This is a genomic window from Streptomyces sp. NPDC031132, from assembly GCF_055570595.1.
This window is the reverse complement of record NZ_JBVIGX010000004.1, coordinates 348,758-360,937: the sequence shown is the minus strand read 5'-3', so window position 1 is coordinate 360,937 and position 12,180 is coordinate 348,758. Positions and strand designations below refer to the sequence as shown.

Below are 12,180 nucleotides of genomic sequence, written 5' to 3'. Positions count from 1 at the left end.
ACCGGCCGAAAAGGGGCGCCGGCGTCAGCGCGCGGGGTCGCGGTGCTCCGCGCAGTCCCGCAGGGCGATCTCCAGCTCCACGTACGAGTCCTCGGCGCGCCGGAAGGCGAGGGTCAGTGCCGCCTCCGCGCGGGGCGGCAGCTGCTGCCGGACCCCCTCGTTGGCCTCGTACAGTACGTCGGCCCAGCGCGCGGCGGCGCTGCGCAGCCGGGCGAGCAGCACCTCGGCCTCGGCGGGACCGGCGGGCGGGGTCCGCGGCAGTACGGCCAGCGCGTCGAGCAGCGCCTGGATCTCGGCCATCCGCACCCCCCGCTCGTTCCGGCCTGTTCCTTCCGGACCGGCGGCTCCACGATAGGTGCGGGCAGGGCCGGCTGCGGGCGCCGGAACCCGCCCTGCGACCGACGGCGGCAGCGGGGCGCCGTACGCCCCTTGCGGTGCGACGAACGGCGCCATGGCACGCCGGACGGTCGGCCGGGCGGCTGCCGACCGTCCGCGCGGCTATCCGGTCGCCTGGCGCATCAGCAGGTCCCGCAGCTGCCGGGCGTGGCGGCGGCTGACCTGGAGCTCGGCCGATCCGACGCGGACGCTGGTGGTGCCGGCGTCGAGCCGGAGCTCGTCGATCCGGCCCAGCGCCACCAGGTGGCGGCGGTGGATGCGGACGAAACCGCGGGCCGCCCAGCGTTCCTCCAGCGTGGAGAGCGGGATGCGGACCAGGTGGCTGCCCTCGTCGGTGTGCAGGCGGGCGTAGTCGCCCTGGGCCTCGACGTACGCGATGTCGGCGATCGCCACGAACCGGGTGACGCCGCCCAGTTCGACGGCGATCTGGTCCGCGGTGCGGTCGGCGACGGTGACCTCGGGGGCGGGGCGGCGCTGCACCGGGACGACCGGACCGGCGGCCGGTTCCGCGGGTTCGGGCGGCTGCGCGGCGGCCCGGCCGAGCTGGGCGCAGGCCCGCCGGACGGCTTCGGCGAGCCGCTCCGGGCGGACGGGCTTGAGGACGTAGTCCACGGCCTTGAGATCGAAGGCCTGTACGGCGAACCCCTCGTGGGCGGTGACGAACACGATCAGCGGCGGCCGCGCGAACCCGGCCAGCAACCGGGCGATGTCGAGGCCGGTCAGCCCCGCCATGTGGATGTCGAGGAAGACCACGTCGATGCCGTCGGGCCCGTCCGGGCCGGTCTCCAGGGCCCGGGTGATCCGCCGCAGGGCCTCGGTGGCGTCCGAGGCGCCCTCGGCGCTGAGCACCCGGGGGTCGGAGCGCAGCAGGTAGAGCAGTTCCTCGAGGAGGGGTTTCTCGTCGTCGACGGCCAGTGCGCGCAGCATGCGGTGGAGTCTATGGACGAGTGCGCCGGGGCGGAACGGTGCGCGGCCCGCCTGCCGGGGGGAGGGGGCAGGGGGCCGCGCGGTTCGGGAGTGGGGGGGAGAGAGGCGGTGATCAGGAGGCGGTGATCAGGAGGTGGTGATCAGCTTGCCGTCGGGCGAGACCGCGTACCAGGTGCCGCCGACGCCCTGGCCGTTGATGTCGCCGGCCTTCTTGTCGCCCGAGAAGGTGTAGACGGGCCAGCAGTCGATCGCCTGCTGCTTCATGCCGTCGGGGCGGTCCAGGACGGAGTAGCCCTTCTCCACGATGCCCTTGGCGTTGGCCTTGTCCACCGGGGGCACCACCGGCCACTTGGCCACGCAGTCGCCGGTGCAGTTGGAGGCCATCGGCCAGGCGGTGTCCTTCTTGAAGCGGTAGACCGTCATGCCGTTGCCGTCGACGATGTGGTCACCGAGCTTGGGGTCCTTGGCCACGGTCAGCGCGCCCGAGGCCTGGCCCGCACCGGCGGGCGGGGCGGCGGCCGGGTCGGCGACGGGCGCGGCGGCGGCCTTCGCGGCCTTCTTGCCGTCGGGGGCGAGGGCGAACCAGGTACCGCCGACGCCCTGCCCGTTGGTCTCGCCCGCCTTGGCGTCCTTGCTGTAGCGGTACACCGGCCAGCCGCCCACCGTCAGCTGCTTGCTGCCGTCGGCGCGGACGACCTCGCCGAGCACCGACGGGTCCATGCCGGCGGCGGCGGTGGCGTCGCCGGCCGCGACCACCGGCCAGGTCTTCGCGCAGTCCCCTTCGCAGTTGGACTTCGGCGGCTTGGCGGTGTCCTTGTCGAAGCGGTACAAGGTCATGCCCGCGCTGTCGGCGAGGACCGCGCCGAGCTGCTCGTTCTGGGCGATCGCCAGCTGGCCGGCGGCCTTGGTGCCGGTGTCTGCCGCGCCTGCGGCGGATCCCGCGCCGTAGTCGGAGCCGTAGTCGCCGGCTCCGGAGGCGGGAGCCTGGGCCGCGGCCCCGGCCGGCTTCGCGTCGCCGGCCTTGGTGTCGTCCCCGCCGCAGGCGGTCGCCGTGAGGGCGACGACAACTGCCACGGCGGCGAGGGTGGTTCCGCGCTTGATGCCCATCTTGATCTCTCCCACGTGTGGTGTCTCCGTGTCCGCCGCCCGTTTCCGGTGCGTCGGCAACTCTGCGAAGGACACGCCCTGTCGGGGTCGATCTGTTCAAGCGGATTCCTGTGGGCTGTTTCACTCACCCGGCATCGAACCCGGCCCGCCGCAGAGCCGTGACCACAGCGAGGCCGAGGACCTGGTGTCCGCTGTCATTGGGGTGCAGCCCGTCCGCCAGGTGCTCCGGACCGAGCAGGTCACGGCCCGGCAGGAGGGCCAGGCGGTCGTCCCCGGCGGCGATCCGGTCGCGGGCGGCCCGCTCCATCGCATCGCGCAGGGCGCCCAGGGTGGCGCCGAGCCGGTTCGGGGTGCGCTCGGCGTCGGGCCGCAGCACGGGGGAGACCAGCAGCAGCGGGGTCCGCGGGTGCCCCTGGCGGACCAGGTCGAGGAAGGCGCGGGTGGTCTCGTACAGCAGTGGCGCCGAAAACGGCACGCGGGACCAGCAGTTGGTGCCGAAGGCGAGGGTGAGGGCATCGGCGGGGAGGCCTGCGAGCTGCTCGGCGGTGGCGAGCTCCCCGCGGGCGGCGCCCGCGTACCCGAGGTTGACGGTGTCCCACCCGAGCGCCCGGCCGGCGACCGCGGGCCAGCCGTGGGCGGGCCGGGTGGACCACCAGCCCTCGGTGATGGAGTCGCCGTGCACCACCCAGCGCGGTGCGGGTGGCGCCGGGGCCACGGAACCGCCGATCCCGCGCAGGCCGAGGATCAGCGGGGACTGCCCCTCGGGCGGGTACAGGGTGAACGGGCCGGTCCCGCCCGGCAGTTCGATGCGTACGACGGCCTCCACGGCCGGTTCGGTCCACACCTCCCGGACGACCCCGTGGCGGTCCCACAGGGCGAAGCCGTGTGCGAGGTCGCGCAGTGCGTCGGTGGGGCCGGGCACGGTCGCCCGGTAGCGGATCTCCACCGCGTGCGCCGCCTGCGCCGTGAACTCCAGACGCACCCCTATCGGCAGGGTGGCCCGCTCGCCGGTGTCCCAGGGCAGCCGCATGCTGTCCGCCGGGTCGGCCCGTACCGGGCGCCCCTTGTCCAGCCAGGCCACTCCGCGCAGGAACGGCCCCGGGTCCAGCCAGTGCGTGGCGGTGCTCTCGGCGTTCACTGCGCGCCTCCGGTCGTCGGTGGGTGTCGGAACCGGAGGGGATCCGCAGCCCCCCGGTGCCACCGGGTTCACCCGTACCCCGCACGGACCCGGTTCACCGCCGCGGAGCACGCCCGTGCGATCGGGCCGACCCCGGCGGCATGCTCCGGCAGATCTGACGAGGTGTCAATAACAGGGGTGAAGGTGCTGTGCGCATTGATCGATCATCCGTGCGCAACAAAGGACCATCCAGGACAGATCCGCGCAACGATCGTGCGGCAATGTGCAAGGATGGTGCATTACGGGCGGTATCAATAGCTCGTAGGCTCACTCGCTGTACGTGGAGTGGCGTGGACCGCCTGCTCGGCGGTCCTCCCCATGCCCAGGCTCTTGTCTGTGTCCTGCTCCGGACCGCTGCGGTCGATGCCTCAATCCCCATCCGCAGTGTCTAAGGAGTCCCCTCGTGCTCGATCAGGGCCAGGCACCCCCGCTCTCCTCGGAGAAGCGCAAGCCCGTGAACCCGCTGCTCCGGCGCAAGCCCGTCGAGCGGCTCGTCTCCGAGGGCGGCCAGGGCGAGGGCGGCATGCTGCGCCGCTCGCTCACCATGTGGCAGCTGACCATGATCAGCATCGGCGCCACCCTGGGCACCGGCATCTTCGTCGTCCTCGGTACCGCCGCCCCCAAGGCCGGCCCCGCCGTGACGATCTCCTTCGTGATCGCGGGCCTGACCGCCCTGTTCTCCGCCCTCTCCTACGCGGAGCTGGCCGGATCGGTGCCGGTCTCCGGCTCCTCGTACTCCTACGCGTACGCCACCATGGGCGAGCTCATCGCCTGGATCTGTGGCTGGTGCCTGGTCCTGGAGTACGCCGTCTCCGTCGCGGCCGTCGCCGTCGGCTGGGGCCAGTACCTCAACGAGTTCCTCGACGGGACCATAGGCGTCACCATCCCCGAGTCGGTCTCCGCGCCGCTGGGCGAAAACGGGTTCATCAACCTGCCGGCACTGGTCGTGGTCCTGCTCTCGATGGTCTTCCTGATGCGCGGCGCCAAGGAGAGCGCCACGGTCAACTCGATCATGGTCGCGGTGAAGATCGTCACCCTGCTGCTCTTCATCGGCATCGGTGTCCTGGGCATCAAGGCCGGCAACTACACCCCGCTCGCCCCGCTGGGCATGAGCGGCATCGCCGCCGGCGCCTCCACGCTCTTCTTCTCCTACATCGGCTTCGATGCCGCCTCCACCGCCGGTGAGGAGGCCAAGGACCCGAAGAAGGACCTGCCGCGCGCGATCATGCTCTCGCTGGCCATCGTCACCGTCCTCTACGTGCTCGTCGCCTTCGTCGCCGTCGGCGCCATGCCGTGGCAGGACTTCGAGGGCACCGAGGCCGCCCTCGCCCAGATCATGACCGACGTCACCGGCACCAGCGTCTGGGGCGTCGTCCTCGCCGCCGGCGCCGTCGTCGCGATCTTCTCCGTCGTCTTCGCCGTCCTCTACGGCCAGACCCGCATCCTCTTCGCGATGTCCCGCGACGGCCTGGTCCCCAAGGTCTTCGCGAAGGTCGACGAGAAGTCCGGCGCCCCCCGCGCCAACGTGGTGATCGTCTCGCTGTTCTGCGGCGTCCTCGCGGCCTTCATCCCGCTGGGCAAGCTCGCCGACGCCACCAGCATCGGCACCCTCTTCGCCTTCGGCCTGGTCAACATCGCCGTCATCATCCTGCGCGTGAAGCGCCCGGACATGCCGCGCACCTTCAAGGTGGCGCTCTTCCCCGTCACCCCGATCCTGGGCTTCCTCGCCTGCGGCTTCATGATGTTCAGCCTCGATACGGCCACGTGGATGGTCTTCGGTGGCTGGATGGTCGCGGGCCTCGTGTTCTACTTCCTGTACGGCATCCGCCGCTCCCGACTGGCCACGGAAGAAGTGGCCACAGCAGAGAAGTGACCCACCCGCAGTGCGACTGAACGATCTCGACGAACGCATCGTGCACGCCCTCGCCGAGGACGCCCGCCGCTCCTTCGCGGACATCGGCTCCGAGGTCGGGCTCTCGGCCCCCGCCGTGAAGCGACGCGTGGACCGGCTGCGGGCCGAGGGAGCCATCACGGGCTTCACCGTCCGCGTCGACCCCGCCGCCATGGGCTGGGAGACCGAGGGCTTCATCGAGATCTACTGTCGCCACAACACCTCGCCGGACGACATCCGGCGGGGGTTGGAGCGGTACCCCGAGGTGGTGTCCGCGTCGACCGTCACCGGCGACGCGGACGCCCTCGTCCAGATCTTCGCCTCCGACATGAGGCACTTCGAGCGGGTGCTCGAGCGCATCGCGGGCGAGCCCTTCGTGGAGCGCACCAAGTCGGTGCTCGTCCTCTCCCCGCTGCTGCGCCGCTTCACCTCGGGCGCGCCGGCATAAGACCCGGCACGGTGCGCACGGCCTACGCCCTCGTGCCGGCCCCAGCGGTGTGCGCCGGGCCCAGAAGGGCCCGGCGTTCCTCTTCGGTCAGCCCGCCCCACACCCCGAACGGCTCGCGGGTCTGCAGCGCGTGCTCCAGGCACGCGGCGCGCACGGGGCATACGGCGCACACCCGCTTCGCGGCCTCGTCGCGGTCCTCCCGCTCCTCGCCCCGCTCGCCGGCCGGATGGTAGAACCGGCCGGGGCCCAGGTTCCGGCAGGCGGCCCGTAGCTGCCACTGCCAGTGATGGTGCGCTGCTCCGGGCAGGCGGGAGACGTCGGTCATGGCAGTTCCTTTCGCTGTCCTCGGCATGTCCTCCCGTGTGACCGCTCCGCGCCCCGTGAAACCTCCCGCTTCGTCCCTGCCGCACGGCGCCGCCCTCCGTCAGGCGCCGGCGTCCGGGGTGCGCAGCCCGATGAAGAGCGGCCGGCGCCGCAGCGTGAACCCCATCGACTCGTAGAGCGCGATCGCCCCGGTGTTGTCCGCCGCCGCGTGCAGGAACGGGCGATCGCCGCGCTCCCGGATCCCGGCGGCCACCGCCCGGATCAGCCGGCCCGCGAGCCCCTTGCCCCGGTGATCGGGGTGCGTGCACACCGCGCTGATCTCCGACCAGCCCGGCGGCCGCATCCGTTCCCCCGCCATCGCGACGAGCCGGCCCTCGTGCCGGATCCCGAGGTACGTGCCCAGCTCGACGGTGCGCGACAGGAACGGCCCCGGCTTCGTCAGGTCGACCAGCTCCCGCATCTGCGGTACGTCGGCGGGCCCCAGCAGGACCGCTTCGGGCGCGGCCTCGGCCCGTACCGCCCCGCCGTCCAGCTGTACGCCCGGTATCGAGGCCACCGTCGTCCACCCCGCGGGCGGGGTCGGCAGCCCGGTGACCCAGACCGGGGCGCCCGGCCCCGCCAGTGCGGCCAGATCGGCCCAGGCCCGCGGGTCGTCCGGATCCGCGAGCGCGGCGAACGGCGAGGCCTCCGCGACGTACCGGGCCGCGAGGCCGGCGGGCCCGGTCTCGGCGAAGGCACGGCTCGGGCCGCTCAGTGCGGCCCAGACCGGATTGTCGAGTACGTGGACGGGCGCGGCCGTGTCGGTGTCGGGCGACATGGTGTGGCGGGCTCCTTCCCTCGGCAGCGGCCGCGGGCCCGTCCACCTGCTCCTTGACGGCCCCGCGCACCGCCACGAGACTGCTGGTGACGACGGTCATGAGGGTCAGCGCCCGCCGCGGGCGGGTTTATGCCCGACTGCCCCACAGTGGGGCCGACGGCCTCCGCGCAACGAATCTCCGTCTGCGCCGCGAAACACGCAACGAATCGATGCGCTGAGCGCAACGGTCATGGCTTGTCGGGGTCGAACGGGTGAACGTACCTTCAATAGGACCCCCTCCCCTCCTGCCACAGAGGTACGCCCATGCCCCCGCTGCGCACCGCCCTCCTCCAGAGCTCCGGACGGCTCGGCGACACCGCCGAGAACCTGAAGGCGCTCGACGAGGCTGTGGAGCGCGCCGCACAGGCGGGTGCCGGACTCCTCGTGACCTCGGAGATGTTCCTGACCGGCTACGCGCTGGAGGTCCAGGACATCGCCGCCCTCGCCGAGGCGGCCGACGGCATGTCGGCCCGCGCCATCGGCGAGATCGCCCGCCGCCACGGTGTCGCCGTCCTGTACGGCTACCCGGAGCGCGACGGCGACACCGTCTACAACGCGGCACAGCTCGTCGGCCCGGACGGGGTCCGGCTGGCGAACTACCGCAAGACCCACCTGTTCGGCTGCTTCGAGCAGGACGCCTTCACCCCCGGCGACACCCCCGTCGTCCAGGCGGAGCTGAACGGCCTCCGCATCGGCATCATGATCTGCTACGACGTGGAGTTCCCGGAGAACGTCCGCTCCCACGCACTGGCCGGCACCGACCTCCTCCTGGTGCCGACCGCGCAGATGCACCCGTTCCAGTTCGTCGCCGAACAGCTCGTCCCCGTACGGGCCTTCGAGAACCAGATGTACATCGCGTACGTCAACCGCACCGGTCCGGAAGGCGAGTTCGAGTTCGTCGGACTCAGCTGCCTGGCGAGCCCCGACGGGGTCACCCGGACCAGGGCCGGACGCGGCGAGGAGCTGGTGATCGGCGAGGCCGACCCCGAGCTGCTGGCCGCCTCGCGCGAGAACAACCCCTACCTGCGCGACCGCCGCCCCGGGCTCTACGCCTCCCTCGTCTGAGTCCCGCCAGCGCCCTCCCCCCTGCCCCACCCCCGCAAGGAGCCGTACCCCATGACGTCCACGGTGCCCACCACCGCCGTCCCGCACAGCGACGGACAGCCGCCGATCACCATGTTCGGTCCGGACTTCCCGTACGCGTACGACGACTTCCTGGCCCACCCGGCGGGCCTGGGACAGATACCGGCGACGGAGCACGGCACCGAGGTCGCGGTCATCGGCGGCGGCCTGTCCGGGATCATCTCGGCGTACGAGCTGATGAAGATGGGCCTCAAGCCCGTCGTGTACGAGGCGGACCAGATCGGCGGCCGGCTGCGCACCGTCGGCTTCGAGGGCGCCGGCACCGAGGGCCTGACCGCGGAGATGGGCGCCATGCGCTTCCCGCCGTCCTCCACGGCGCTCCAGCACTACATCGACCTCGTCGGCCTGGTCACCGAGCCCTTCCCGAACCCGCTCGCCGAGGCCACCCCCTCGACGGTCGTGGACCTCAAGGGCGAGACGCACTACGCCGAGACGATCGCCGACCTCCCGCAGGTCTACCGCGACGTGTCGGCCGCGTGGAACGCCTGCCTCGACGAGGGCGCCGACTTCTCCGACATGAACCAGGCGATGCGCGAGCGGGACGTCCCGCGCATCCGCGAGATCTGGGCGAAGCTCGTCGAGAAGCTCGACGACGAGACCTTCTACGGCTTCCTCTGCAAGTCCGAGGCCTTCCAGTCCTTCCGCAAGCGCGAGATCTTCGGCCAGGTCGGCTTCGGCACCGGCGGCTGGGACACCGACTTCCCGAACTCCATCCTGGAGATCCTGCGCGTCGTCTACACCGAGGCGGACGACCACCACCGCGGCATCGTCGGCGGCTCGCAGCAGCTGCCGATGCGCCTGTGGGAGCGCGAGCCCGAGAAGATCGTCCACTGGGCGCAGGGCACCTCGCTGTCCTCCCTGCACGAGGGCGCCCCGCGCCCGGCGGTGACCCGCCTGCACCGCACGGCCGGCAACCGCATCACGGTCACCGACGCGGACGGCGACATCCGCACGTACCGCGCCGCGATCTTCACGGCCCAGTCCTGGATGCTGCTGTCGAAGATCGCGTGCGACGACACGCTGTTCCCGATCGACCACTGGACGGCGATCGAGCGCACCCACTACATGGAGTCGTCCAAGCTCTTCATCCCCGTTGACCGGCCGTTCTGGCTGGACAAGGACGAGGAGACCGGCCGCGACGTCATGTCGATGACCCTCACGGACCGCATGACCCGCGGTACGTACCTCCTGGACAACGGCCCGGACCAGCCGGCCGTCATCTGCCTCTCCTACACGTGGTGCGACGACAGCCTGAAGTGGCTGCCGCTGTCGGCGAACGAGCGGATGGAGGTCATGCTGAAGTCCCTCGGCGAGATCTACCCGAAGGTCGACATCCGCCGCCACGTCATCGGCAACCCGGTGACCGTGTCGTGGGAGAACGAGCCCTACTTCATGGGCGCGTTCAAGGCCAACCTGCCGGGCCACTACCGCTACCAGCGGCGCCTGTTCACCCACTTCATGCAGGACCGCCTCCCCGAGGACAAGCGCGGCATCTTCCTCGCGGGCGACGACATCTCCTGGACGGCGGGCTGGGCCGAGGGCGCGGTCCAGACGGCGCTGAACGCGGTCTGGGGCGTCATGCACCACCTCGGCGGCTCCACGGACGCCACCAACCCCGGCCCGGGCGACGTCTACGACGAGATCGCCCCGGTCGAACTCCCGGAGGACTGACCCACCCGGCCCCTCCGGCCCCGTGACCACGGGCCGCCCCCGCGCCACGAGCGCGGCGGCGGCCCGTTTTCATGCCCGGCTCAGGAGGTGGGGGTGAGCAGGCAGCGGCCCACCAGCCCCACGCCCGCGTCCAGCGAATCCGTGAACTCCTCCGCCAGATCGGGGGAGCGGCGCAGGGTCCACAGCAGGCGGGCCGCCGACCAGGCGGCGCCCCGGGCCCGGTCCAGGCTCCACGAACCGAGCAGGTGCGTCAGCGGGTCGGCGACCTCCAGCAGGTCCGGGCCCGGCATCAGGTCCTCCCGGATGTGCTCCTCCAGGGAGACCAGGGTGTCGCCGACCCGGTCGAAGTCCGCCTCCAGGGCCCGCGGTTCGCAGTCCAGCGCCCGGCAGGTGGCGACCACCGCCAGCGCGAGGTCGTGCCCGATGTGCGCGTTGATCCCGGCCAGCGCGTGCTGCAGCGGGCGGATCCCCGGGTGGCGGCGGTACTGCAGCAGCGGCCGCCAGCACGCCGGGGCCCGGTCCGCCTCCACCGCCGTCAGGTAGCGCTCCGCGAACCGTACGCTGAGCGCCTCCGCCCGCCGCGGCGCCGGGAACTCCCCGTGGGAGATGCGCGCGTGCAGCGTCTCCGTCACCGTCAGGTACACCCGGTTGAAGACGGCGACACCGTCCTGCTCGGGGAGCCGCTCGTCCAGGGCGCGCATCCGCGCGAGCACCGCTTCCATGGGAGGCAGGGTCCCAGCCGGCGGCGCGGATCCGGGGAACTTGGCCGTGTGCTTCCCCGGTTCGGGCGAACCCGCTTCAGGAACGCGTGTCCCGCGCGGCCGGATCCCCGCCCGCACCGCCCTCGCCCGCGTCGCCCGCATCACCCGCGTCGTACGCCGACGTGCCCGCGTCGAGCAGCGGCTCCTGCGTCTTCAGGTGCGCGGGCGCGAAGTACCGCAGTACGTGGTACCCGGTGATCACCACGATCGTGCCGAGCGCGATACCGCCCAGCTCGAAGTTGTCCGTCAGCTGCAGCTTCACCCCGCCGATGCCGATGATGATGCCCGCCGCGGCCGGCACCAGGTTCAGCGGATTGCGCAGGTCCACCCCGCCGTTGATCCAGATCTGGGCGCCGAGCAGGCCGATCATCCCGTACAGGATCACGGTGATGCCGCCCAGCACCCCGCCGGGGATCGCGGCCACGACCGCCCCGAACTTCGGGCACAGGCCGAAGAGCAGAGCGAAGCCCGCCGCCGCCCAGTAGGCCGCCGTCGAATAGACGCGGGTGGCCGCCATGACGCCGATGTTCTCGGAGTACGTGGTGTTCGGCGGGCCGCCGACCCCCGTGGACAGCATGGACGCGGCGCCGTCGGCGGCGATCGCGGTGCCGAGCTCGTCGTCGAGCGGATCGCCGGTCATCTCGCCGACCGCCTTGATGTGCCCGGCGTTCTCCGCGATCAGGGCGATCACCACCGGCAGTGCGATCAGGATCGCCCACCACTCGAACTGCGGCGCGTGGAAGGACGGCAGCCCGATCCAGTCGGCCTTGCCGACCCCGGAGAGGTCGAGCCGCCAGTGGTCGACGGCCTCGGCCCCGCCCACCGTCGAGTGGATCTTGCCGAAGAGCAGGTCGAAGACCCAGGAGATGCCGTAGCCGAAGAGCAGCCCGAGGAAGATCGCGATCCGGGACCAGAAACCGCGCAGGCAGACCACGGCCATCCCCGTGAACAGCATGGTCAGCAGCGCCGTCCACTGGTCCTGCGGCCAGTACGTCGAAGCCGTCACCGGCGCCAGGTTGAAGCCGATCAGCATCACCACCGCGCCCGTCACCACCGGTGGCATCGCCGCGTGGATGATCCGCGCCCCGAAGCGCTGCACGGCGAGCCCGGCCAGGAACAGCGCCCCGCCGACCACGAACACCGCACCCGTGACGACCGCGCTGTCCCCGCCGCCCGCCCGGATCGCCGCCGCAACGCCCACGAAGGAGAGCGAGCAGCCCAGGTACGAGGGGACCCGCCCGCGGGTGGCGAGCAGGAAGATCGCCGTCGCGACACCCGACATCATGATCGCCAGGTTCGGGTCCAGGCCCATCAGGACCGGGGCGACGAAGCTCGCCCCGAACATCGCCACGACGTGCTGGGCACCGAGCCCGGCGGTGCGCGGCCACGACAGCCGCTCGTCCGGCCGCACCACCGCGCCGGGGGCGGGGGTCCGCCCGTCTCCGTGCAGGGTCCAGCGCACGCCGAGGCCCATGTTCC

Annotated in this window: 12 protein-coding genes; 4 read left to right on the top strand and 8 right to left on the bottom strand. The window is 72.1% G+C overall.

All coding sequences use genetic code 11. The annotated features are described in order from the left end of the window. Positions 1–24 precede the first annotated feature (24 nt). The 4 genes from ACZ49B_RS09285 to ACZ49B_RS09270 form a co-directional block, all read right to left on the bottom strand. The gene (locus ACZ49B_RS09285) at positions 25–300 is read right to left on the bottom strand and encodes a hypothetical protein (RefSeq protein ID WP_266631181.1); all 276 of its coding nucleotides are present in this window, start codon (positions 298–300) and stop codon (positions 25–27) included. Positions 301–498: 198 nt separating this feature from the next. Continuing rightward, entirely contained in the window at positions 499–1,323 is an 825-nt protein-coding gene (locus ACZ49B_RS09280; RefSeq protein ID WP_468302352.1) for a LytR/AlgR family response regulator transcription factor, read from the bottom strand. 126 nt (positions 1,324–1,449) lie between these two features. After that, positions 1,450–2,430, bottom strand: coding sequence for an SCO0930 family lipoprotein (locus tag ACZ49B_RS09275; RefSeq protein WP_468302485.1), 981 nt, complete (start codon positions 2,428–2,430; stop codon positions 1,450–1,452). A 124-nt stretch (positions 2,431–2,554) separates the two neighbouring features. After that, on the bottom strand, positions 2,555–3,568 hold the full coding sequence (locus ACZ49B_RS09270; protein WP_468302350.1) for a GDSL-type esterase/lipase family protein: 1,014 nt from the start codon (positions 3,566–3,568) through the stop codon (positions 2,555–2,557). Positions 3,569–4,010: 442 nt separating this feature from the next. Between ACZ49B_RS09270 and ACZ49B_RS09265 the strand changes: the two genes are divergently transcribed. Then, complete coding sequence (locus ACZ49B_RS09265; RefSeq protein WP_468302348.1) at positions 4,011–5,480, top strand: amino acid permease; 1,470 nt, start codon at positions 4,011–4,013, stop codon at positions 5,478–5,480. A 10-nt stretch (positions 5,481–5,490) separates the two neighbouring features. Continuing rightward, on the top strand, positions 5,491–5,946 hold the full coding sequence (locus tag ACZ49B_RS09260; RefSeq protein WP_468302347.1) for an Lrp/AsnC family transcriptional regulator: 456 nt from the start codon (positions 5,491–5,493) through the stop codon (positions 5,944–5,946). Between the two features lie 22 nt (positions 5,947–5,968). Here ACZ49B_RS09260 and ACZ49B_RS09255 read toward each other — a convergent pair whose 3' ends face one another. Together ACZ49B_RS09255 and ACZ49B_RS09250 are read right to left on the bottom strand one after the other, a co-directional pair. Then, positions 5,969–6,271 carry a WhiB family transcriptional regulator gene (locus tag ACZ49B_RS09255; RefSeq protein ID WP_468302344.1) on the bottom strand — a complete coding sequence of 101 codons (303 nt, stop codon included), beginning with the start codon at positions 6,269–6,271 and terminating at the stop codon, positions 5,969–5,971. A gap of 99 nt (positions 6,272–6,370) precedes the next feature. Further along, complete coding sequence (locus ACZ49B_RS09250; protein ID WP_468302342.1) at positions 6,371–7,087, bottom strand: GNAT family N-acetyltransferase; 717 nt, start codon at positions 7,085–7,087, stop codon at positions 6,371–6,373. A gap of 303 nt (positions 7,088–7,390) precedes the next feature. Here ACZ49B_RS09250 and ACZ49B_RS09245 point away from each other — a divergent pair, with 303 nt between their 5' ends. Beyond that, positions 7,391–8,191 carry a carbon-nitrogen hydrolase family protein gene (locus ACZ49B_RS09245; protein ID WP_468302340.1) on the top strand — a complete coding sequence of 267 codons (801 nt, stop codon included), beginning with the start codon at positions 7,391–7,393 and terminating at the stop codon, positions 8,189–8,191. 51 nt (positions 8,192–8,242) lie between these two features. Further along, entirely contained in the window at positions 8,243–9,940 is a 1,698-nt protein-coding gene (locus ACZ49B_RS09240; protein WP_468302338.1) for a flavin monoamine oxidase family protein, read from the top strand. Between the two features lie 80 nt (positions 9,941–10,020). Here ACZ49B_RS09240 and ACZ49B_RS09235 read toward each other — a convergent pair whose 3' ends face one another. Continuing rightward, a complete protein-coding gene (locus ACZ49B_RS09235) occupies positions 10,021–10,662 on the bottom strand; it encodes a DUF5995 family protein (protein ID WP_468302336.1) in 642 nt (213 codons plus the stop codon). A gap of 76 nt (positions 10,663–10,738) precedes the next feature. Beyond that, the gene (locus ACZ49B_RS09230; RefSeq protein ID WP_468302334.1) at positions 10,739–12,175 is read right to left on the bottom strand and encodes a uracil-xanthine permease family protein; all 1,437 of its coding nucleotides are present in this window, start codon (positions 12,173–12,175) and stop codon (positions 10,739–10,741) included. Positions 12,176–12,180: the final 5 nt, after the last annotated feature.

What these genes read in the sequence shown, in the direction of transcription:
- ACZ49B_RS09285 (WP_266631181.1), bottom strand. Translation starts at nt 300, where the DNA reads ATGGCCGAGATCCAGGCGCTGCTCGACGCGCTGGCCGTACTGCCGCGG.
- ACZ49B_RS09280 (WP_468302352.1), bottom strand. Translation starts at nt 1,323, where the DNA reads ATGCTGCGCGCACTGGCCGTCGACGACGAGAAACCCCTCCTCGAGGAA.
- ACZ49B_RS09275 (WP_468302485.1), bottom strand. Translation starts at nt 2,430, where the DNA reads ATGGGCATCAAGCGCGGAACCACCCTCGCCGCCGTGGCAGTTGTCGTC.
- ACZ49B_RS09255 (WP_468302344.1), bottom strand. Translation starts at nt 6,271, where the DNA reads ATGACCGACGTCTCCCGCCTGCCCGGAGCAGCGCACCATCACTGGCAG.
- ACZ49B_RS09250 (WP_468302342.1), bottom strand. Translation starts at nt 7,087, where the DNA reads ATGTCGCCCGACACCGACACGGCCGCGCCCGTCCACGTACTCGACAAT.
- ACZ49B_RS09245 (WP_468302340.1), top strand. Translation starts at nt 7,391, where the DNA reads ATGCCCCCGCTGCGCACCGCCCTCCTCCAGAGCTCCGGACGGCTCGGC.
- ACZ49B_RS09240 (WP_468302338.1), top strand. Translation starts at nt 8,243, where the DNA reads ATGACGTCCACGGTGCCCACCACCGCCGTCCCGCACAGCGACGGACAG.
- ACZ49B_RS09235 (WP_468302336.1), bottom strand. Translation starts at nt 10,662, where the DNA reads ATGGAAGCGGTGCTCGCGCGGATGCGCGCCCTGGACGAGCGGCTCCCC.
- ACZ49B_RS09230 (WP_468302334.1), bottom strand. Translation starts at nt 12,175, where the DNA reads ATGGGCCTCGGCGTGCGCTGGACCCTGCACGGAGACGGGCGGACCCCC.